This window comes from Pseudomonas kielensis, assembly GCF_030505375.1.
GTDB classification, from domain to species: Bacteria; Pseudomonadota; Gammaproteobacteria; order Pseudomonadales; family Pseudomonadaceae; genus Aquipseudomonas; species Aquipseudomonas kielensis.
Genome location: NZ_CP130043.1, coordinates 2,223,385 through 2,243,434, shown reverse-complemented (window position 1 = coordinate 2,243,434; position 20,050 = coordinate 2,223,385). Strand labels below are relative to the sequence as shown.

At 56.0% G+C, this 20,050-nt stretch carries 20 protein-coding genes and 2 pseudogenes; 4 read left to right on the top strand and 18 right to left on the bottom strand.

The features are described 5' to 3' along the window. Positions 1 to 22 precede the first annotated feature (22 nt). The 4 genes from Q1W70_RS10350 to serC form a co-directional block, all read right to left on the bottom strand. Positions 23 to 193 carry a hypothetical protein gene (locus Q1W70_RS10350; RefSeq protein WP_244647764.1) on the bottom strand — a complete coding sequence of 57 codons (171 nt, stop codon included), beginning with the start codon at positions 191 to 193 and terminating at the stop codon, positions 23 to 25. A 23-nt stretch (positions 194 to 216) separates the two neighbouring features. Then, positions 217 to 1,062 (bottom strand): YggS family pyridoxal phosphate-dependent enzyme, encoded by an 846-nt coding sequence (locus tag Q1W70_RS10345; protein ID WP_166588851.1) that lies wholly within the window; start codon positions 1,060 to 1,062, stop codon positions 217 to 219. After that, a complete protein-coding gene (locus Q1W70_RS10340) occupies positions 1,062 to 2,315 on the bottom strand; it encodes a benzoate/H(+) symporter BenE family transporter (RefSeq protein WP_302098802.1) in 1,254 nt (417 codons plus the stop codon). Before Q1W70_RS10340 ends, Q1W70_RS10345 begins: the two co-directional genes overlap by 1 nt. 123 nt (positions 2,316 to 2,438) lie before the next feature. Then, positions 2,439 to 3,521 (bottom strand): 3-phosphoserine/phosphohydroxythreonine transaminase, encoded by a 1,083-nt coding sequence (gene serC, locus Q1W70_RS10335; RefSeq protein WP_166588853.1) that lies wholly within the window; start codon positions 3,519 to 3,521, stop codon positions 2,439 to 2,441. 136 nt (positions 3,522 to 3,657) lie between these two features. Between serC and pdxR the strand changes: the two genes are divergently transcribed. Next, positions 3,658 to 5,154 (top strand): MocR-like pyridoxine biosynthesis transcription factor PdxR, encoded by a 1,497-nt coding sequence (pdxR, locus tag Q1W70_RS10330; RefSeq protein ID WP_166588854.1) that lies wholly within the window; start codon positions 3,658 to 3,660, stop codon positions 5,152 to 5,154. Between the two features lie 274 nt (positions 5,155 to 5,428). Continuing rightward, entirely contained in the window at positions 5,429 to 6,643 is a 1,215-nt protein-coding gene (locus tag Q1W70_RS10325; protein ID WP_166588855.1) for an MFS transporter, read from the top strand. Between the two features lie 1,217 nt (positions 6,644 to 7,860). On the opposite strand, the gene Q1W70_RS10315 is transcribed toward Q1W70_RS10325, so the two are convergent. The 8 genes from Q1W70_RS10315 to Q1W70_RS27140 all read right to left on the bottom strand — a co-directional run bounded on the left by Q1W70_RS10315 (position 7,861) and on the right by Q1W70_RS27140 (position 15,077). Further along, entirely contained in the window at positions 7,861 to 8,361 is a 501-nt protein-coding gene (locus Q1W70_RS10315) for an Lrp/AsnC family transcriptional regulator (protein ID WP_166588856.1), read from the bottom strand. Between the two features lie 274 nt (positions 8,362 to 8,635). Beyond that, a complete protein-coding gene (locus Q1W70_RS10310; RefSeq protein ID WP_256669751.1) occupies positions 8,636 to 10,030 on the bottom strand; it encodes an OprD family porin in 1,395 nt (464 codons plus the stop codon). Positions 10,031 to 10,086: 56 nt separating this feature from the next. Continuing rightward, positions 10,087 to 10,851, bottom strand: a complete 765-nt coding sequence (locus Q1W70_RS10305; RefSeq protein ID WP_166588857.1) for an ABC transporter ATP-binding protein — start codon at positions 10,849 to 10,851, stop codon at positions 10,087 to 10,089. Positions 10,852 to 10,881: 30 nt separating this feature from the next. Further along, entirely contained in the window at positions 10,882 to 11,589 is a 708-nt protein-coding gene (locus Q1W70_RS10300) for an ABC transporter permease (RefSeq protein WP_302098888.1), read from the bottom strand. After that, positions 11,589 to 12,275 carry an ABC transporter permease gene (locus Q1W70_RS10295; protein ID WP_166588859.1) on the bottom strand — a complete coding sequence of 229 codons (687 nt, stop codon included), beginning with the start codon at positions 12,273 to 12,275 and terminating at the stop codon, positions 11,589 to 11,591. Before Q1W70_RS10295 ends, Q1W70_RS10300 begins: the two co-directional genes overlap by 1 nt. A gap of 103 nt (positions 12,276 to 12,378) precedes the next feature. Next, positions 12,379 to 13,494, bottom strand: a complete 1,116-nt coding sequence (locus tag Q1W70_RS10290) for a succinylglutamate desuccinylase/aspartoacylase family protein (RefSeq protein ID WP_166588860.1) — start codon at positions 13,492 to 13,494, stop codon at positions 12,379 to 12,381. A gap of 70 nt (positions 13,495 to 13,564) precedes the next feature. Next, on the bottom strand, positions 13,565 to 14,335 hold the full coding sequence (locus Q1W70_RS10285) for a transporter substrate-binding domain-containing protein (protein ID WP_166588861.1): 771 nt from the start codon (positions 14,333 to 14,335) through the stop codon (positions 13,565 to 13,567). Positions 14,336 to 14,726: 391 nt separating this feature from the next. Then, entirely contained in the window at positions 14,727 to 15,077 is a 351-nt protein-coding gene (locus Q1W70_RS27140) for a DUF885 family protein (RefSeq protein WP_367186788.1), read from the bottom strand. Between the two features lie 405 nt (positions 15,078 to 15,482). On the opposite strand from Q1W70_RS27140, the gene Q1W70_RS10280 reads away from it, so the two are divergent. After that, positions 15,483 to 16,859 carry an aminotransferase-like domain-containing protein gene (locus tag Q1W70_RS10280; RefSeq protein WP_166588863.1) on the top strand — a complete coding sequence of 459 codons (1,377 nt, stop codon included), beginning with the start codon at positions 15,483 to 15,485 and terminating at the stop codon, positions 16,857 to 16,859. Positions 16,860 to 16,880: 21 nt separating this feature from the next. Beyond that, positions 16,881 to 17,090, top strand: a pseudogene (locus Q1W70_RS10275) (chromate efflux transporter); the annotation flags it as partial. 93 nt (positions 17,091 to 17,183) lie between these two features. Here Q1W70_RS10275 and Q1W70_RS10270 read toward each other — a convergent pair. The 6 genes and pseudogenes from Q1W70_RS10270 to Q1W70_RS10245 all read right to left on the bottom strand — a co-directional run bounded on the left by Q1W70_RS10270 (position 17,184) and on the right by Q1W70_RS10245 (position 19,985). After that, complete coding sequence (locus tag Q1W70_RS10270) at positions 17,184 to 17,339, bottom strand: hypothetical protein (protein ID WP_166588864.1); 156 nt, start codon at positions 17,337 to 17,339, stop codon at positions 17,184 to 17,186. A 17-nt stretch (positions 17,340 to 17,356) separates the two neighbouring features. Continuing rightward, positions 17,357 to 17,731: pseudogene (locus tag Q1W70_RS10265) on the bottom strand (transposase domain-containing protein); the annotation flags it as partial. A gap of 108 nt (positions 17,732 to 17,839) precedes the next feature. Continuing rightward, entirely contained in the window at positions 17,840 to 18,151 is a 312-nt protein-coding gene (gene tnpB / locus Q1W70_RS10260) for an IS66 family insertion sequence element accessory protein TnpB (RefSeq protein WP_302098887.1), read from the bottom strand. A 4-nt stretch (positions 18,152 to 18,155) separates the two neighbouring features. Continuing rightward, complete coding sequence (locus tag Q1W70_RS10255) at positions 18,156 to 18,497, bottom strand: transposase (RefSeq protein ID WP_218585137.1); 342 nt, start codon at positions 18,495 to 18,497, stop codon at positions 18,156 to 18,158. 346 nt (positions 18,498 to 18,843) lie between these two features. Then, positions 18,844 to 19,182 carry a hypothetical protein gene (locus Q1W70_RS10250; RefSeq protein WP_166588867.1) on the bottom strand — a complete coding sequence of 113 codons (339 nt, stop codon included), beginning with the start codon at positions 19,180 to 19,182 and terminating at the stop codon, positions 18,844 to 18,846. Between the two features lie 17 nt (positions 19,183 to 19,199). Continuing rightward, positions 19,200 to 19,985, bottom strand: coding sequence for a transporter substrate-binding domain-containing protein (locus tag Q1W70_RS10245; RefSeq protein WP_166588990.1), 786 nt, complete (start codon positions 19,983 to 19,985; stop codon positions 19,200 to 19,202). Between the last annotated feature and the right edge of the window lie 65 nt (positions 19,986 to 20,050).

The following is a 20,050-nucleotide window of genomic DNA, read 5'->3' as shown; positions in this document are numbered from 1 at the left end:
CAAAGTGTCCTTGGTCAAGAATTCAAGCGGCGGGTGACAGCAAGCGCGTGATGCGCGCGGCGATGTCGTCGATCTGTGCGTCATCGCAAATCAGCGCCGGCAACAGGCGCACGGTGTTGCCCCGTGTGACGGTGATCAGCAGACGTTGTTCTTCACGGGCCCGGCCGACCAGTTCAGCGATGGCTGCGGACATTGCGGGCCTCCTGTAGTGGGGGATCAACGGCTGGGAGTGGTCGACAACAACGTGTCTTCACCGAGAGGGCGGGCATCGGCGGACGGCCAGTAGTACGCATCCGGCATGGCTCGGGCACCGAAGATCGCCTGCCCGACGCGCACCACGGTCGCGCCCTCTTCAATGGCGACTTCAAAGTCACCCGACATGCCCATCGACAGCTCTTGCAGCGACACCCCGTCAGGCGCGCAATGACGCAAGCGGTCGCGCAATTCACGCAGCCGGACGAAGCAAGGGCGTACCCGCACCGCGTCGGCCGAGAACAGCGCCAGCGTCATCAACCCGCGAACCCGCAGTGTCGGGAACGCAGGCATTGTCTCCAGGAAAGCCGCCACGTCATCGGGCGCTAGCCCGTACTTGCTGGCTTCGCCGCTGGTATTGACCTGGACGAACACGTCCATCTGCCGACCGATAATGCGCAGGCGACGGTCCAGCGCCTCGGCCACCCGCAGGCTGTCCAGGGCCTGGAACTCGCTGGCGAAGCGTGCGACCTGCTTGGCCTTGTTGGTCTGCAAGTGACCGATCACCGACCATTGCAGGTCTTGCAGGTCGGTCATGGCCTCCCACTTGCGCTGCGCTTCCTGCACCTTGTTCTCGCCCAACAGGCGGCAACCGGCGGCATAGGCCAGACGCAGATGAGCTTCATCAAAGGTTTTGCTGACCGGCAGCAAGCGCACACCGGCCGGGTCCCGCCCTACCCGACGGCACGCCTCGACAATGCGTTGCTGCACGGCGGCCAGGTTGCGGCGAAAGTCTTCGACACTGTCGGCCTGTGGGTAACGACCATGGCGCGCATGCAGGATGTTGAGGTCTTCGGTTTGATCAGGCATCAGTTGGCCGCTCCCTTGGTGGGCACGGCAACCGGTTCGCCCTGTGGGACTGCAGTCTTTTCACGACGCGGCAACTGCCCATTGAGCACGGCGTAGGCCGCCAGGCCGATGACCAGGCCCCAGAACGCACCGCCGATGCCCAGCAGGGTGATATTGGCCGCGCAGGCCAGGAACGTGATCAGCGACGCTTCCCGCGATTTCACATCCGCCATGGCATTGGCCAGGCTCGCGCCGAGTGTGCCCAACAGGGCCAGCCCGGCCAGGGTGGTGATGAAGGTCGCCGGGAAGGCCATGAACACCGCCGCCAGGGTCACGCCGAAGATCCCCACCAGGATGTAGAAGATGCCCGCGGCCACGCCTGCGATCCAGCGCTTGGACGGGTCTTCCGACGCTTCCTTGCCCGTGCAGATGGCGGCGGTGATGGCCGCGATGTTGAAGGCATGGGAACCGAACGGCGCCATCAGCAGAGAACCCAGCCCGGTCACGCTGAGGATCGGGTTGGCACTGGTGTTGAAGCCGTCACTGCGCAGCACCAGCATGCCCGGCATGTACTGCCCCGTGAGGGTGATCAGAAACAGCGGCAACGCCACACTCAACAACGCATTGACCGAGAACTCCGGGCGGGTGAATACCGGTGTCGCAAACTCCAGCGTCAGCCCCGCGAAGTCCACGCGTCCCTGCATCAGCAGAAAGCCCAGCCCCAGCACCAGAATGCCGACCACCGCGTAGCGCGCACTCAAGCGCTTGAACAGGATGTAGGCGCCGATCAACACCCCGACCAGTAACGGGTCGAGGCTCATGCTGGCGAACGCACCGATGCCGAACTGCAGCAGGATGCCGCCCAACAAGCCCGCGGCTACACCCGGCGGGATCAGGCGAACGGCTTTTTCAAAGTAACCGGATACGCCCAGCAACACGAACGCTGCAGCCGAAATCATGTACGCCCCAATGGCCTCGGCGTAGGGTGTGGTCGCCAAGGCGACGATCAAAAACGCCGCCGCCGGGGTCGACCAGGCGGTGATGATCGGCTCGCGGCTCACCCAACTGAGGAGCAGCCCGGTCACCCCTACCCCGATCGACACAGACCACACCCACGACGCCGTCAACTCAGGGCTGAGCCCTGCGACCTTGGCGGCCTGAAACACCAGGATGAAGGTGCCGCCGTAATTGACGATCACCGAAATCAACCCGGCAACCACCGGGTGCAGCAAGTCCCGCAGACGCAGGGACGAGAGGGATTGAGTAGATGACATAGGTCTTGGCTCCTTGCTGGACGATGCATCCGGCCACTGGTAAGCGCTCATTTATAGCGGTTGAATGGCAGGTTTTACCCCTACGCTTTAACGCAGCAGACCAGACCACTTTCTGTGGTCGGCTCAGCCATGCTCACGCGCAAAGGCGTTCATGAAATCGCACAGAGCCTCGACCGCCGGCACTGAAACGGCGTTGTAGAGGCTGGCGCGCAGGCCGCCGACGCTGGCGTGGCCTTTGAGGCCGTTGAGGCCGGCCTGCTCCGCGCGCCGCAAAAAGGTCTTATCCAGCGCCACCTCGGCCAGCCGGAAGGGCACGTTATTGATGGAGCGATACGGTGCCTGCACTGAGTTGCGATAAAACCCGTCACTCCCATCGATGGCGCGGTAAAGCATTCGCGCCTTGGCCTGGTTGCGCTGATGCAGGGCCTGCAGGCCGCCACTGTGCTTGATCCACTTGAGCGTCAGGCCTGTGAGGTACCAGGGGAAGGTCGCAGGGGTATTGAGCATCGACTGCGCTTCGCTGATGCGCGCGTAGTTGAGAATGTCCGGGGTAAAGGCATGGGAACGTTCCAGCAACGCCGGGTCCACGATGACCACTGTCAACCCGGCCACGCCCATGTTTTTCTGTGCGGCGGCATACACCAGCCCATGCCTGGCGATGTCGATCGGCTTGGACAGCAGGCTTGAACAGGCATCGCACACCAGCGGCGCGTCACTCGCGGGCGTGTCGATGAACTGCACGCCGTGCACCGTCTCATTCTCGGTGTAATGCAGGTAGGCGGCGTCGGCATTCAGGCGCCAGTGCGAGGCATGGGGGACATGGTCGAAACCGGACGCGTGGGCGCTGGCAACCACGCGCACATCGCAGTAGCGCCGGGCAGCCTCGATCGCCTTGCCCGACCAGAGGCCGGTGTGCAGGTAATCCGCCGTACCTTTATCGCCTATCAGGTTCATCGGCACTTGAGCGAACTGCAACGAGGCGCCCCCTTGCAGGAACAGCACTTTGTAGGCAGGCGGCACCCCGAGGATATCGCGCAGGTCCCGTTCGGCTTCACTGGCCACCGCCATGAACACCTGCGAACGATGGCTGATTTCCATCACGGACATGCCGCTGCCGGCAAAATCGAAAAACTCCTCGTGCGCCTGAGTGAGGACGTCCAACGGCACCGCGGTGGGGCCTGCGCTGAAGTTGTGTGACCGAGCCATGGTTGAGTAACTCCTGTTCAAGAATGCTCGCCCTGCGCGTCATCACCGAGGTAAAGCCGTAGGGTGGCGAGGGCCAGAGTCTACGGATAAACTGGCCTGCCTTTACCTGCCAATTCATGGAAAGAGAGCAGACCACATGGCAACGGCCTTCGAGCTGGAAACCCTGAAGATGCGCCTCAACGACGCTGAATTTCAGCTGCTGGATCTGCATCAGCGAATCCAGCGTGCATTACGTGCGCTGATTCTCGACGGCGCCCTCGGCCCCGGCTTGAAACTGCCCGCCACGCGGGTGCTGTCCAAGTCACTGGGGTGCGCCCGCGACACCGTTGAGAACGCTTATGTGCAGTTGCATCGGGACGGGTTTATCGTGCGCCGCGAAGGCGCAGGCAGTTACGTCTGCGACGCGGTGGGGGTCGAATTGCGCGGTGCTGGCCGCCGACGCCTCAGGGCTCAGGAAATCAGGAGCAGCGTCGCCGCACCGGGCGCCGAACTCAGCCAACGCGGGCGGATGATCTTTGACGCCGGCGGCGTGCGCGATCAGCAAGTCATCAAGGCATTCGCCACCGGCCTGCCGGAAACCCGCAGCTTCCCGACGGATGTCTGGGAGCGTTTGCAGCGCCAGGTCATGAAGGACTATCGCGCGAGCGTGCTGCTGCATGGAGATCCACAAGGGGCTGAGCCCCTGCGCAAAGCGATTGCCACCTACCTGAACCTCGAACGCGGCGCCAAATGCTCCCCCGACCAGGTCCTGGTATTGAGCAGTACGCGTCAGGCGTTGTATCTGTGCGCGCAATTGCTGGTGGACGCCGGCAAGCCGATTCTGATGGAAAACCCCGGCTACTACGGCGCCCGCAAGGCCTTCCAAATCGCCGAAACCAAGGTGATGCCCATTGATGTCGATGAACATGGCATCCGCACCGACCTGTTGTACGCCGACCGCAGCGGCGCCAATTGCGTGTATGTCACGCCCTCTCACCAATACCCCACCGGCGCGACTTTGCCGCTGGAGCGGCGTCTTGAGTTGATCAATTGGGCGGCGCAAAAAGGCAAGTGGATCATCGAGGATGACTACGACAGCGAGTTCCATTACGACGGGCAGCCCACGGCGTGCGTGCAAGGCCTGGATAAGTATCAGCGCACGCTCTACATCGGCACGTTCAGCAAGACCCTCTACCCCGGACTGCGCATGGGGTACATGGTGCTGCCCTGCGAACTGGTAAAGCCCTTTGCCTATGCGCGCAGCATGATGGACGGCCACACTCCGCAAACGCTGCAACTGACGCTGGCGCGCTTTATGGAAGACGGCCATTACAACGCGCATGTCCGGGCCATGCGCAAGCTGTATGCCGGACGTCGGTCAATCATGCACGACGCCATCGGCAAGTACTTGAGCACGGTGGTCACCGCCGAACTGCCGCCGGGTGGGTTGCAAATCCCCTGCTTGTTGAAAGCCGGATGGTCCGAGGAAAAAACCATCCGCCAGGCCGCCGCTGCCGGCGTGCAACTGTCCGGCCTCAGCGGCTTGTACGCGGGCGAGCCGAAGCAACAGGGCTGGCTGCTGGGCTACTCCTCCCTGACCGCGTATGAAATAGAAGCCGCCATGTTACGTCTGGCCAACGCCCTGAAAATCTAATAGCCCAGCGCATAGTTCATCAGCAGCTGCTGGGCCTGAAAGGCCATCCGCGCACGCGGGGGGACAGCTTGGAGTATTCAACCGTGATGACGGGTTGATGTTGCAGACCACCGCACTCGACAACCTTGCCACTCGTCTACGCAAGGGCAGGAATGGTGAAATCGCCGCCATTAAAAGTGGTCTGGTGGCCTCATCGGTAATGGACTATCGCGCAAGACCATCGCCTCATTAAGCTCTGCGCCGAATTTGCCATGCTCACTACACAGGTTTCGCCATGACGATTCGTATCGGGTTGCTGCCTCAGGTCGCCGCCGCACACTTTGTCAGTCATTTGCACATCATGGTGCTGGCGGCGCTATTCCCCCTGCTTCCGGCTTTTTTCAACGTGGAATATGTGGAGCTGGGCCTGGCGTTGAGCCTGTTCAATATCGTCACGGCGTTGGTACAGGCACCCATGGGGTTTGCCGTGGACCGCTACGGTGCCAGGCGCTTGCTGTTGGTCGCGCTGGCACTGGGCAGCAGCAGTTTCCTGCTGATTGCACTCTTGCCCGGCTACACCTGTTTGTTGATCGCCATGGTGCTGGCCGGTGTCGCCAACGCCATTTATCACCCGGCCGACTACGCCCTGCTGTCGCGCCACATTGACCCCGCCCACATCGGTAAGGCGTTCTCCGTGCATACCTTTGCCGGGTTCCTTGGCGCGGCCGTGGCCCCGGGTTTTTTGCTGGGTATCGCGGTGGCGAGCAACCTGCCCATGGCCTTCGGGGCGGCGGCACTGGTGGGCTTTTTCGTGCTGGCGCTGTTGTTGATCCCTGGTTGCGCACTGACCCGAGTCAGTCGCGTGTATCCCGCCGCCGACCCGACACCCATCGGCGCCAGTCGCCTGTCACTGCTCTCGCCTATGGTGCTCAGCCTGACCCTGTTGTTCGTGCTGCTGAACCTGAGCACCAGCGCGATTGAGAAGTTCTCGGTCGCCGCCCTGATGCAAGGCCAGGGCGTGGCCTTGACCTGGGCCAACTCGGCGTTGACCGCCTTCCTCTTTGCCAGCGCTTTCGGCGTGCTGGCCGGGGGAGCCTTGGCCGACCGGACGCGCCGCCATGGCGTAGTCGCAGCTAGCGCGTTTGCCTTGGCCACCGTGCTGATGCTGCTGGTCGCCACGGCACGCTTGAGCGAGCCGGCGCTGCTGGTCGTGCTGGGGGCTGCGGGCTTCCTGACTGGGGTGATCGCACCGTCCCGCGACATGCTGGTACGGGCGGCTGCCCCGGAGGGTGCCGAAGGCAAAACCTTCGGCATCGTCTCTACCGGTTTCAACATCGGTGGCGCCATCGGGCCCGTCGGGTTCGGCTGGCTGCTCGACCAAGGTCAGCCCAACGCAATTTTCTGGGCCAGCGCCGCCTTCATGTGCCTGACCGTTGTACTGACCCTGATACAGGAGAAGTCCATGGCCAGGGCCCGAAAAATGGCGGCACTCCAAGTGGCATTCAAGTGACCTGGATAAATAGCCGCAACGTGTTTTTGCCGCAGCGCTTGAAGGGCGCCGTCCCGCATTGATTGCGCTGCACCTCTCGCTTGTGCGGACTGGAAAACCCGCGCGGTACGCAAGTACCAGGGTAAACCGGTGGTGGGATGTTCAAGCTCGAAGCAATTGCATGGGTTTCAACTGCAGGCAGCAGGGGAAACTGTTCCAGAATCGGTTGCAACCCCGACGTAGGGAAGCAACCGTGACAACCTTTATTTAATGCAGACACTGGGTTTAAACAACATAGTTTGACACGAATTTTCCCGAAAACACTGGGCGCGCGCGAGGTGGTTGATAGATACTGTTGCAATATAGATTGACACAAACAGGTCGCTATTTTGAATGTGCCACCCTGGCACGAACAACATAGTTTGACACAAGGCACCTGCCGCCTCCCAAAGGGATCAGCTAGGGTGGTGGGATGGTTTTGGGTGCGGTATGGACGGAAGCCTGTGTCGAAAGGTGATGGGGATAGTACGGAGAACGTGGCGGCTGGATGTCCTCACAGACCTCATTGCCTTTGCCATCAAACTGCATCTCAACATCAGCGCCCCATCGCATAGATAGGCCTGTCGTCTCTATTGGAGTTTCTGCATGATGACCGGCTTGTTGGCCAAACTGAAATCGTGGTACTCGAATCGCCGAGTGCAGGAGTGTGGTGATCCCCAGGGGAATCAGCCAATAGAAATCGGATCAGAGGCGCTGATTTGCACGAAATCCGAAGATCGTCTTAGAAGAGCTGACTTCGCAGACTGACTTGCTTGAAGTGAATATCGTGGACTTCTTGGTTCTGGAATCTTTACGCATCTTCGAATCAGACATATACGAAGCTCTAGTCCGAGAAAGGTCATTGGCTCTTGAAGAACACCGCTTCCGAGGCGATGGCCGTCAGGAGGCGGCGAAGGCGGCCACCGAGTGGCTCCTTGAGGTCGTTCCGGAGGAGCGTCGCGCCATCGCCCGGGACACTACAAAACAACTATTCCCAACTCTCGAATGGGCACTAGGCGGCACGAACTACGGGGACGGATTTCAGCTCCAATGGTTGGCAGCAAAGCACACCCAAGAACCTGTTCGCACTGCTGCAATCAGAAACACCCGATGTAAAGCTGCGAGCTTTATAAGCGCGTACCTGAAACCGATTACTTGGTAGCCTTTTCGGCTGCCAAGCGAAACTCTAAACAACAGACCTAATAGTGACTTGTTAAACCAGCTTTGACAGTCGCCAGTTCAGGGTGAGCGACGAGCTTATCAATGTGTAATTCGTCGTTGTTCAACCAGATCTCCGTCAGAATACGGTAGTGCTCCATATCCCTGCAACGCATGCGTAGACTGTAGTCGAACGGCCCCGTGATCAATTGGCAATTGAGCACCTGTGAGCAGGCATTGACGGTTTGCTCGAAGGCTTTCTGAGCAGTGCGCCCACTTTGATTGGATAACGCCACTAGAACCAGTAGCGACAACCCACCGGGCGATGTTGCCTGCATATTAATGATCGCGCTGTAGCCCTGAATAATCCCTTCCCGCTCAAGCTTACGGACCCTCTCCAAGCAGGGGCGGGCTGTTAGGTGCACCAAGCTCGAGAGCTTCTCATAGGTGATCCGCCCATTGTGGCGCAAGACATCTATAATAGCTTCGTCGATGCGATCCAGCGAGTATGGCACACGCGGATTTCTTTCTTTAGTACTCATCTTGGATTTTTCACTTCAATTGTTTTTACAAGATCAGCATGAGCGCTTGATAAGTCCCAGACCATTTAATTATTCTGGAGTGCTAAATAGCTAATCTAATACATAATTAAGAAATTTTATACAGGCACTCTATGTTCCGCTAGGCAGCAGATCATAGATCTTATACCTTCAACACTGAAAGTAGCTGAAGCTCAGGACAAGCAGTCAGCAGTTCCAAAATTTAAGAGCATTGCAATGCTTCAGCTATTTTTATAGCGCTGACGAAAAATAATAGTCAGAGAATTTCCAGTGGATATTCGACAATCAGGCGTACACGATTAAAATTCCCGTCGAACTGTTGCTGAGAGCCACGATGCACCTGCTGAACCAGATAAAAACTAAGGTCCTTGGCTGCGCCACCTTGCACAACATAACGGCCACCAAAGTCTAACTCGTGATGATCCTGCTTCTCGGATGCTCCCCAAACCGCGTGATAGGCACTACTTGACGGCATATGGCCACCATCAATATCAAAGCCTTTCATGTAGACCCCAAAGGCCGATAGTCCTGGAATGAGGATTTCACTCAGATCTAGATCGTAACGAACTTGCCATGACTTTTCATTCGGACCATTGAAATCCGAGTAGTAGCTGTTGGCCAAGTAAATCGAGTAGTTACCAACATAGTCAAAAGGCGTATCACCATCGACTTGCTGATAAGCCAACGTCAGGGAATGAACGCCCTGAGAATAGGTGAAGGCGAGCGAGCCCGTTGTGTTGCCTACAGCGCCGACCTTGGCTGAACCCGCCTCCTTGCTCCGGTAAATATTAAAATTGAAATCCAATTTCTGCGTATCACTCAAGGCCATGCCATAGGTGATATTCATGTAGTACTGACGCCAGTAGTCTTGTAATTCGCCAACATAAACCGAGGCGCTTAGTGCACTATTAAAGTGGTATACCGCTCCTGCAACCCCCATAGAGCCATCCATGACGCCGGCGTAGCCTTCGAACACATCATTGGCGTTAGTCGACGCTTGCTGGTTGGCGGCGGTAAAGTGTCCGAGAGTAACCTCAAGATTATCGACATCCATACTCTGAAGTAAGAATCCTGTCGCCGCCTCGGGTAACAACCGAGTATCGCCGGTATCAAACAATGGCGTATGCACAAACATCTCGCCGTATTTTAACGTGGTATTCGATACTCGCGCTTTTAGGGCCCCGTGTACCTCTCCATAACTATCTTGAGAGGCACATTGGCCTTTGGCATTGCAATCACTGCCATTACTCGGAAGCACTCCGGCACCTGCCCGCCCCTTACCGCTGTCTAGCTTGAAGCCGGCAAGCGCATGAGCATCTAGCCCAAAGCCGATAGTGCCATGAGTGAAACCAGACTCGAAGGTCGTAATCAAGCCCTGAGTCCACTCCCTGTATTTACTTTGCACGGCGCCCGAAGATTTGTTGTCGTCATCGTAGTAGAGGTTACGCGCAAGGATGTTCAGCTTGCTGTCAGCTATTAGTCCGCCGGACTGCGACTGGCTATTCGATGGCGCGGCGGCCGGCAAAGCAACACTATCCTCTACTACTGGTATGGGGACCTGCACTTCGTTATCGGCCAGCGTCATCTGGCTTGCAGCGCTGGCAGTCAAAGCCAAAGCCAAAGCCAAAGCGGCACATTTTATTAGGTACATGATGTATCCCTGTTGATGTTATTTTTATTATTTGGTGTCGCCGCATCAGGGATGGATTACTTCAGAGCACCTGAGAGAAATTGGCGCAAGCGTTCGCTCTTGGTTTGACTGAAAACTTCCTGGGGACTCCCCTGCTCCTCAACCTGCCCGTTGTGCAGGAAAATCACCTGCGTTGAAACCTCACGGGCAAAGGCCATCTCATGGGTCACGACGATCATGGTGCGCCCCTCGGAGGCTAACCCCTGCATCACCTTGAGCACCTCGCCGACCAGCTCCGGGTCGAGGGCTGAGGTGGGCTCATCAAACAGAAGTACGTCCGGCTCCATGGCCAGTGCCCGGGCTATTGCCACCCGTTGTTGTTGACCGCCGGACATGTGCGCCGGGTATGCATTGGAAAAATCGCCGAGACCCACTTGCTGTAGGTACTTCTGACCTCGGGTCAACGCGGCGGCTCGGCTCAGGCCAAGCACATGGATGGGAGCCTCAATGACGTTCTCCAGCACAGTCAGGTGCGACCACAGATTGAAATGCTGAAAAACCATGGCCAGTTTGGTGCGCATACGTTGCAGTTGCTTGGGGTTGAGTACTTTCAACTCACCAAAGTGATCAGTGCCTAGGCGAATGTCTTCGTTGCCCAGACGAATGGCCCCGGCATTGGGCTTCTCAAGGAAATTGATGCAACGCAGGAAAGTGCTTTTACCTGAACCTGAGGAGCCGATGATGCTGATCACATCGCCCTTATTTGCGGTCAGCGAAACACCCTTGAGCACTTCCTTGCTACCATATTGCTTGTGAATATTTTCTACGACGAGGGTTGTCATTGTTTTTCCTCTTCAACGGTATGGTACGACTCAACTAGCCGAGCGAGGCGCCAAATAAGCAAGGTAACGAACTTCTAGCAGCCTGAAGATGCCTACCAGAGCGAAAGTCATGGCCATATAGATCAGGCCGATAAACAAGAAGGCTTCGAAGGGCGCAAAATAGTCTGAATAGACACTGCGGCCTGCTCCGGTGAGATCCATAAGTGTTACTGCGCTAGCGATGGATGATCCCTGCAACATCAGAATAACTTCATTGCTGTAAGACGGGAGGGCACGACGCATGGCCGACGGCAGGACAATTCGACGCAGTGATGTCAGAGGGCTCATTCCGTACGCCCGCGCAGCTTCGATTTCACCATGAGGGATATTGCGCATTGAGCCGGCGAAAATTTCAGTGGTGTAGGCACAGGTATTCAGCGCAAAGGCAATCAGGGCACACCAGTACGGCTCACGTAGGTAAGGCCAAAGAACGCTGTCACGTATCCATTCAAACTGAGATAAGCCGTAATACAGCACTAGCAGTTGCAGCAGCATCGGCGTGCCGCGGAAAAAATAGGTGTATGCCCAGACCGACTGACTTAGCCAACGATTACGTGACACTCGCAGGCGCGCCAACGGCATGGCCAGTAACAGACCTATCAGTAACGAGTAGCCGGTCAGTTTGAGGGTCATCATCAAGCCGGAAAAAAACAGCGGCAAATTGTCGAGGATGATCTGCGGTTGTAGGTCGAACATGATCAAATCTCCGCGTGCCGTACACCAAGGGAATAACGCTTGTTCAAGGTGCTCAGGGCATATTGAGAACACGCGGTCAGGACCAGGTAGAGCAGACATACCAGCATGTAGAAAAGAAACGGCTGGCGGGTGGCCCTGCCAGCTTGATCGGCCATCCAGGTCATATCCTGCAAGCCGATCATGGTCACGATCGCGGTGCTCTTGAGCAGTACCAGCCAGTTATTGCTCAGGCCCGGAAGGGCGAAGCGCATCATTTGGGGGAACAGCACGCGACGAAATACCTGAGTACGGCTCATCCCATAGGCGACTCCTGCTTCTAATTGGCCGGCCGGAACAGCGAGAAAGGCACCACGAAAAGTTTCGGAAAAGTACGCACCGTAGATCAATGCCAAGGTAATGACACCGGCGATATAGGGATCTATATCCCATTGCGCCAAGCCATAAGCTTCTGTGAATACGTTGCAGAAAATCTGCATTCCGTAGAACAGCAGCAGCATCGCCACCAAATCCGGCACGCCGCGCATGATGGTTGTGTACAGGTGCGCCGGCCAGCGCAGCCATGCAAATGGCGAGAGTTTCAGGCAGGCGCCAATTAGCCCCAGAATAATCGCCAGCAACAACGCCAGTAGCGCTACCTCGAGGGTAGTCAGTACACCCGCAAGAATCGCAGGTAAATATCCGTTAAACATGTGTTCTCCAGGGCTCGCTGACGAGCAGTGGGAAACGAATTTTTATAATCATCTTGTTTTCATTCCTGTCACTTGCCCCGCGTCACCGGGGTAGCTTTAGTCCCTAGGCACTGAGAAGGTAACCATCACGTATTGGCACCTGCCCGGCGACGAAAGTCAGCTCGGCGTTGGCTTCGGTAAAGCGTTCCTGCACCCGTGCATAAAACACGCCGGCAATGTTGCTGGTGAGAGTGCTAACCCGGTCTGTCAGCGGATCTATGATGTCGGCCAAGGCGGTGCCAGATTCGACCCATTCGCCGATCGGCGCACGATAAGCAACTACCCCAGCATGCGGAGCATTCAACACTTCGACCGCAGTCAGCGGTGTCGGCTCGTACAATGGCAATGGCACATCAGGCGGCATATCGGCAATCAGCCCCTGGTGACAGAGGTAAGCGAGCAGCGCTTCGGCATCAGTCTTGGCCAGTTCATGACTGACATCATTGAGGCCGCGTAGCTCGACTGTGGCTGCGAAAGTGGCCATTGGAATCGGATGCTGCGGAAAGGCCTGTCGCAGGGAATACCAGACGGCAGTGAAAGACTCGTCGAAGGAGTTTCCGCCCTGCTCCAGAGCATGCAATGTCGCGTAGGCACGGGTCAGACCTGCCAGCACACGAGCCTCGGCCTGTTGTTCGCTGTGCACATAGATATGCAACATGGCCTCGCTATCGCAGTGCACATCAAGTACACAGTCTGCATCGCAAGCCAGACGCTGCAGGATCAGACGTAGAGACTCAAGCTCTGTGCGGGGCTGCATTGCTTGCAGGCTGGTACGCATGCACTCGCGAATCAGTTCCACGTTGACGTCGATATCCTCCCCTAACTCATTGGCCACCTGCTCACTCACCAATTTGGCCAATTCAAGGTAGTGGCGATTAAAGTTTTCCCGACTGGACAGCTCAAAACGTCCCAACTGACGACCGAATACGTAGTTTCCCAAGCCAATCGGGTTGGCGATTGGCACCAGCACCACTTCACCGGTTAGCCGGCCAGCGGCCTCAAGCTCCATCAGGCGCTGCTTCAGGTGATGCAACACCAGCATGCCCGGGTGCTCATCGGCATGGAGGCCCGCTTGTAGATAGGCCTTGCGCCCCTGTCCTTGCGGACCGAAGTGAAGACTTATAACTTCCCGTGGAGTGCCCAAAGTTTGCGCTACTAGCGTATGTCGTATCTTTTGCATGGGGGGTATCCAAATTGAACGCGTGGAGCGGCCTAGCGTTGGCATCGCCACGCTAGGCCACACCAGAACATCACTCGTACTGGTCGTAAGTGAAGTACTTGTCGTTGATCTGCTTGTAGGTACCGTTAGCGAGAACGGTCTTGAGCGCCTGATTGAATTGTCCGAGTAGTGCTTGGTCAGCCTTTCGCACGGCAATTCCGGAGCCTGTGCCGAAGAACGTGGGATCATCGAACTTTTCGCCGAAGGCCTGATAAGCACTCAGGTTTGGATCTTTCTGCGCGTCCGCGATAATCGCGACTTCCAGCACCACGGCGTCCACACGTCCAGCCTTAAGATCCATCAGCGCCATCTGTGTATCTGAGTAACGCGGCACTCGGATTCCAGCCTTTTCGAAGTAATCCTTGGCGAAGTTCTCCTGAATCGAGCCTTTCTGCACCGCAATGATCTTGCCCTGTAGGGCCGCAGGGCTACTGTCGGTCAGACTCTTACTTCCGAACAGCATTGAGTAACCACCCTCATATTTATCCGAGAAGGCGACCTTTTTCTCACGCTCTGGGGTAATCGCCATGGAGGAGACAATGGCGTCGTACTTCTTCGCCATTAGTCCGGGAATAATGCCGTCCCAATCCTGTTTTACCAATTTGCACTGAACTTTCATTTCGGCGCATAGGGCATTGGCAATATCGACATCGAAGCCACCGAGGCTGCCGTCTGGCTTGACGAAGTTGTACGGCGGATAGGCGCCTTCGGTGGCAATTCGGATAACCTGGTTATCTGCGTGAGCAAAACTGCAAGTTACGAGAATTAAAGAACTTATGAGGATTTTTTTTATTTTGAGCATCTGAAGTGTTCCTCTGATGAGTGCTGTTAGCGCCCAGCCACGGTATACCGTCTGTGAGTTAGCTCCATACACAGCGCCCCCTAAATAGACCGTACCTGTATAAGTTGAAAAACCTGTACAGCGCGTTGTTCAGAAGTTGGGAGAGTGGGCTGGTACGATGAGAGGGCTACTGCTGATTGGCAACCCAGTCCTGAACCTTCTGCTGCTCCACCTCCAGAGGCAGGGTGCCGCTATTGATCAGCGAACGAGCCCCGCGAAAATCTCGCATATCAAAACTATGGCCAAGTTTTTTACTGGCCTAGGCACGCAGATCACTGATGCTCAACTGCCCCACCCCCCACTTGAACAACCCTAACCCCGGCTTCGTATTAACGAAAAACACTCCAGGCGCCTAACCATCTGCACTCCCCTGGCTATACTTGGCTCTGCCATCGGTTGCCTCACAAGCAGCCGGAACCGGCTTGATTTCCAAGGGTGCGCGCGGTGTATGACTGAACAAGAGAGGGATGTGGCTGTCGACCCGCTGGGCTATCTGTTGGAAAGCTCGCATCAATCGTGCAGGGGCGGACCAAACATACTGCAGATGACTGAGTAAGTACTGGAACAAGGCTGGCAGATCTCCCTGAAAACAGATCTCAAAGCGTACCTCATCCCTCTCCGAGCGAATGCGTGCGACTTCTTGTTTACCGCGCAGGTAGTTCTGCTTTACCGGCATGTTAGTGGTGGTTTGCTGATCGCTCAGATAGTGGTCCTGGCCTTCCCCTGTGGCAGTTCACTACAACCCAGACTGCTGCCGCTTCGGTCTGCTTCTGTAATTGCGTATCGTTCTTCTGGATTTTTTTCGTAGTCTGGTCGTTGGAGGTACTGGCTGACGCGGCTTGGGCCAAAGGTGAAATGCTCAGGGGCAGCGCTACCATCAACATAGCGAACAACTGTGTGCCACACATGAACCTATCTTCTTATTGTTATAGTATTCCTACGTTATCGCTCGCTACCGCTTCCGGCCATACACAGCCAGGTAGATCAAAAGTGATGGGCAGAAACCCGGTACACCACGTTTTCAGCTGCTCCCTTAACGCCCTCTATAGCTCCACGCTTCTTAAAAAGGCGTTCATGCTTCTCTGTCCCCGGATGACTCCCCCAGCCCATGGAACTTGCTCATAAAACCTCACGAATCGGGCAGCTAGTGGAGCACTTCTCTCAGCTGATCGAGACAGCTCAACTGGCTCAGGGTTCTCGCCTGCTGTCTATCCGTTTGGCGGCCAAAGAGTTCGATGTCAGCACATTCACTGTGGTACAGGCGTACGACCGTCTGGTTGCTTTGGGCTATGTCGAAGCACGTAAGGGTGATGGCTTTTTCGTCGCGAAAACCACTCCTAGCGTCGAGCAGCAGCGCAGTACGGCACCGCTCAGCGATGTCTATTGGCTGCTAGATGACGCGTTCCACCCGGATGCAGATGCCCTGCAACCGGGGAGTGGTGGTCTGCCATATTCGTGGCTGGATGAACCGGGCCTGCACTTGGCGTTGCGCGCCCTAGGCCGCTCCACCAGGCTTATAACAGAGTACGGTAAATCTCATGGCAACCCCGGCTTGCGCAACTGGATCCAGCGCTACCTTAGTGATCGCGGCGTACCCGCACACACAGATCAAATTGTGCTCACCAATGGCGCCAGCCAGGCACTCAATCTGGTAGTCCGCGTGTTGCTGCAACCTGGTGACTGCGTACTGGTGGATGATCCTGGCTACATCAACCTGCTGGCCAACCTGCGCGATTACAAGGTCAAGGCCATCGGCGTGCCTTGGACGCCGCAGGGCCCTGATGTGGAAAAACTTGGCGCGCTCCTGAAGGAGCATCAACCGAAAGCTTTCTTCACAAACCCCTGGCTACAAAACCCGACTGGGGCCAGTTACAGCCCAGCCGTAGCTCATCGTGTGTTGCAACTGGCCGACACCCATGACTGCTGGATAATTGAAGACGACGTGTCCGGCCAGTTGGCCGACATCAATCAAGCACCGCTAGCGGCCATGGACAACCTACAACGGGTAATCCATATCGGTAGCTTCTCCAAGGCCCTAGCTTCCTCGCTACGTGTCGGCTTCATCACTGCCGAGCCTGCGGTAGCCGAAGCCCTACTGCACTACAAGATGACCACTGGACTATATAGCTCGCAATTGTGTGAGCAACTGACACTGCAGATGCTCAGTGACGGCACCCATCGCAAACGCTGCCAGAAGCTACGCGACCGATTACTCAAGGCGCAACTATCCGCCCGACAGCAACTGCAACAACTTGGCTGGCAATGCTGGGCGCCCGCTGCACCGACCCCTTATCTGTGGATCAGCAATGGTAAGGCCGACTTTGATCCCGTGGCGCTGACGCGTGCCGGACTAAATCAGAACATTTTGCTGTCACCTGGCTGTATTTTCCGCCCTAACCTGCAGGCCACGCCCTGGCTACGCTTCAACGTGGCTTTCGGCGAAAATCCGGCAGTCTGGACCTTTCTCGCCGAAAGCCAGAAATGATAAGCATCAGCGGTTGGTGTTGAGGCAGGTGTGGTTGGCCTGACCCTCAGCTTGGCGCTGTTCTTCGGCTACCGCGTGCTTTGGCTCAACGGCTTTAAAGGCGCTTTCGACTGGTCATCTGCGCTGATTGAAGTCGGTGCCGCAGTAGCGCTCTTTCGATTCAAACGGGGTGTGATCCAGGTATTGTGCGCCTCTGCACTGGCCGGAGTTATTATCCAAACCACTCAATAATGCCGGACGTCCTACCTGTTTTGGCGGGAAGCGGTCGTCAGCAAGCACAACATGCCGGTAGCCAAGACCGGTGTGTTGTGCTCATCTGGGAAGTTAAACAAACTCTTCGTCGTCTCCTACCCCGAAGAAGCCCCTGTCAGCATAGCGGTCATCTGATGCCGGCTCTTCCTGTGCCACTGGTGGTTCTTCTGCAGGTGCCTGGCTTGCGAGTTGATCAGCGCCATCGTCCTGGAACATACCCATCAGCATGTTACCAAGCACCATTTGTCCGGCTCGTGATGGGTCAACGTGCGGGGAAACTCGGGCGGCAAGGCGCGACGCTTGGGTTTCTGCTTTTCCTGGGTGGGTGCCGGAGTAACTTGCAGCGACTCCAGCTCCGCCTCAATGGCCGCGATATCAGTATCGACCAGATCGTCGAGCAAACTGGCCTGTTCCGGGCTCATTTGCTCGCTGCGTTTGGCGAACTTGAAACGCTTGAGCTGGGCGATCTCGTGGCTGAGTTTTTCGATCAGCGTTTTGTCGTGATGGATCTTCTTGCCCATGACCTGAACGGTCTTGCTCATCTTCTCGACTTACTCATCGAGCGTTGATACACGTTGCAGCAACTGCGCCGCCAAAGCGCGCAGTTGTTCGGGAGTCAATTAGTCGAGGTCGGGGATCGAAGTCATGCCGTCGATCTTGCCAGATCAGAGTAAAAAGGACGACAGGCTGATCGGGCAATTGCGTTGCCGTATGGGGCATGACTCGGCTTAGAGGATGGAAATGGCGTTTCCGGGGCCGACTCTCTGCCATGGCAAGCCGAGTATCAAGGCCTGTAGCTGTTCGGCGCTCAGCTCCATCTGGGAACCGTGGCGCGTGCCAGGCCAAGCGAATTTGCCTTGATGGAGCCGACGTGACGCCAACCAGATGCCCAACCCATCGTGCACCAGGACTTTCATGCGAGTGGCGTGGCGATTGGCGAACAGATAAGCAAAGTGCGGCTGCGCTGCACCGAACACTGAAATCACGCGGGCCATGGCGGTGTCGGCGCGCATGTCCATCGGCTCGGTGGCGAGCCAGATGGTATCAATGCGGACATCGCAACAGCTCTCGAAGAAAGCTTGCGCAGGTGGCTGCGCTGTCCGCTGGCCAAGTCATCTTGACGGGCGTGCGCGAATGCTGGATTTCAAGGCTGATGCTGGAGGGCTGAGCAGGCGCTCCAGCACCAAGCATCTGAGGATGTAGCGGGATGAATGCAGACTGAAGATCCACGGCTTTTTGGTTGTGCAGCCGAATCCATTTGTGGACGAGGTTGGCATTGAGGCTGTAGCCCAAGGCGATGCTAGCGATGGAGGCGCCGGGCTCGGAGCATTCCTGGATGACCTGGGCTTTGAAAGACTTGTTGTAGGTACGGCGCTGAGGGTGCATGGAAAGTCCGCTTGATGGGCCAGAAATGGTATCCACTTAAAATTAGGTGGACACCATGGCCTTCGGCGGTTGCGTCAGGAGATGTGTTGGCCGGACGCATACGATGATTGGCCAAATGAACGAACTCTTCTCTCAAGCCCATGGCGCCTCTCGCGTTCCAAGGCATGGTCGGATTCACGGCAGATTTGCTTGCCGAAAAGTGTCAACCATGTCTACGTACACCTGTCCACCATGTCTCCGGTCCATACACCTTGCGAAAAAGCAGTAATGTCCTTCGTGTGCTTAACACAAAGATAGAGAAACCCTTGCGCGCATCATAAAATGCACACAAGGGATGTACAGAAAATCAGTCTCTATTCGGTGTCTGCAATGCCCGGGGTATAAGTTCTGGAGGCCAATTGCTATTCTTGGCGACACCTTCCAAACAAAGTGTTAAATCATGTTCAACCCAGCAAACAAACATCCCCCCTTTTTTTAATCGCGGGTGACTAAATGACCTGCTTACCTCTTGCAGTGGTTGAATATGCTCTGACGGATGAAGACACCTTAATATGGAAAAAAATCCAGTTGCGGTAATCCTTCGCTCTTCTACCTGATAGCGAAATGTTTGCCTGGCCTCACCTGACGTATCATCCGCACTGAAGAGCTTCCTCAATGCAAACTGCTCAACTTCGTCAAGTTTCATGCTTTTCTCCAGCTGGATCATTTGTTTCCTGAAATATCGTACGCAAAATATTTTTTACGAATTTTGTCATACGTTCCATCAGACTTTATCTCTGCTAAAGCTTTGTTCAGCTCGCCCGCCAAAGGATCATTCTTACGCACTGCAATCCCTGCTCCAGTACCAAAGTAGTGCTCATCTGTAAAATTCTGATTCAACATGTGATAAGCCTCACCATTTGGTGATTTCAGCAAGCCTTCGTCGATAGCGATAGAACCAGCGAGGGATGCATCAAGTCGACCGGCCACCAAATCGAGAAACACTTCGTTCTGGCTGCCATATTTTATGATCTGCGCACCAGCCTGCTCAAATTTCTCCATCGCGTAGCGATCGAAGTTCGTAGCACGTTGCACGCCAATCCGCTTGCCGGCTAGATCTCCAGGTACAGTGTTTATGTCGCTGTCCTTACGTGTAACAAGCTTGGCGGGTAAACGATAGTAGCTTGTCGTGAAGTCAACAGATTTCAAACGCTCTTCAGTGATTGACACTGAGGAAATAGCTGCATCAATTTTGCGAACCTTAAGTGATGGAATCAGGCCGTCAAATTCGATTTCTATCCATTGGCAGTTTGCCTTGATTTTGGTGCACAATGCTTGACCAATGTCATAGTCAAAACCGACTAGTTTGTCGCTGGGGGTTTTGTAAGCAAATGGCGGATAGGCTGCTTCAATGCCAATGCGTAATGTTCTCTCACTAGCTTGAGCCAGACCAGTTATAGCAATCAACGCAGCAAGCCCGATTGTTTTGATGCTAAATTTAAAGCGCATGATCTTCTCTCTCTTAGTTGTTTTGTTGGATGAAGCTCTGCATATCCCGTCGAAGCGGTACGACG

Bases quoted from the DNA above. Each gene is read 5' to 3' on its own strand.
- Q1W70_RS10255 (WP_218585137.1), bottom strand. From the start codon at position 18,497: ATGCACCCTCAGCGCCGTACCTACAACAAGTCTTTCAAAGCCCAGGTC.
- Q1W70_RS10325 (WP_166588855.1), top strand. From the start codon at position 5,429: ATGACGATTCGTATCGGGTTGCTGCCTCAGGTCGCCGCCGCACACTTT.
- Q1W70_RS10290 (WP_166588860.1), bottom strand. From the start codon at position 13,494: ATGCAAAAGATACGACATACGCTAGTAGCGCAAACTTTGGGCACTCCA.
- Q1W70_RS10310 (WP_256669751.1), bottom strand. From the start codon at position 10,030: ATGTACCTAATAAAATGTGCCGCTTTGGCTTTGGCTTTGGCTTTGACT.
- Q1W70_RS10350 (WP_244647764.1), bottom strand. From the start codon at position 193: ATGTCCGCAGCCATCGCTGAACTGGTCGGCCGGGCCCGTGAAGAACAA.
- Q1W70_RS10340 (WP_302098802.1), bottom strand. From the start codon at position 2,315: ATGTCATCTACTCAATCCCTCTCGTCCCTGCGTCTGCGGGACTTGCTG.
- serC (WP_166588853.1), bottom strand. From the start codon at position 3,521: ATGGCTCGGTCACACAACTTCAGCGCAGGCCCCACCGCGGTGCCGTTG.
- Q1W70_RS10295 (WP_166588859.1), bottom strand. From the start codon at position 12,275: ATGTTTAACGGATATTTACCTGCGATTCTTGCGGGTGTACTGACTACC.
- Q1W70_RS10285 (WP_166588861.1), bottom strand. From the start codon at position 14,335: ATGCTCAAAATAAAAAAAATCCTCATAAGTTCTTTAATTCTCGTAACT.
- Q1W70_RS10345 (WP_166588851.1), bottom strand. From the start codon at position 1,062: ATGCCTGATCAAACCGAAGACCTCAACATCCTGCATGCGCGCCATGGT.
- pdxR (WP_166588854.1), top strand. From the start codon at position 3,658: ATGGCAACGGCCTTCGAGCTGGAAACCCTGAAGATGCGCCTCAACGAC.
- Q1W70_RS10245 (WP_166588990.1), bottom strand. From the start codon at position 19,985: ATGCGCTTTAAATTTAGCATCAAAACAATCGGGCTTGCTGCGTTGATT.
- Q1W70_RS10270 (WP_166588864.1), bottom strand. From the start codon at position 17,339: ATGCTGATGGGTATGTTCCAGGACGATGGCGCTGATCAACTCGCAAGC.
- Q1W70_RS10250 (WP_166588867.1), bottom strand. From the start codon at position 19,182: ATGAAACTTGACGAAGTTGAGCAGTTTGCATTGAGGAAGCTCTTCAGT.
- Q1W70_RS10305 (WP_166588857.1), bottom strand. From the start codon at position 10,851: ATGACAACCCTCGTCGTAGAAAATATTCACAAGCAATATGGTAGCAAG.
- Q1W70_RS10280 (WP_166588863.1), top strand. From the start codon at position 15,483: ATGGAACTTGCTCATAAAACCTCACGAATCGGGCAGCTAGTGGAGCAC.
- Q1W70_RS10315 (WP_166588856.1), bottom strand. From the start codon at position 8,361: ATGAGTACTAAAGAAAGAAATCCGCGTGTGCCATACTCGCTGGATCGC.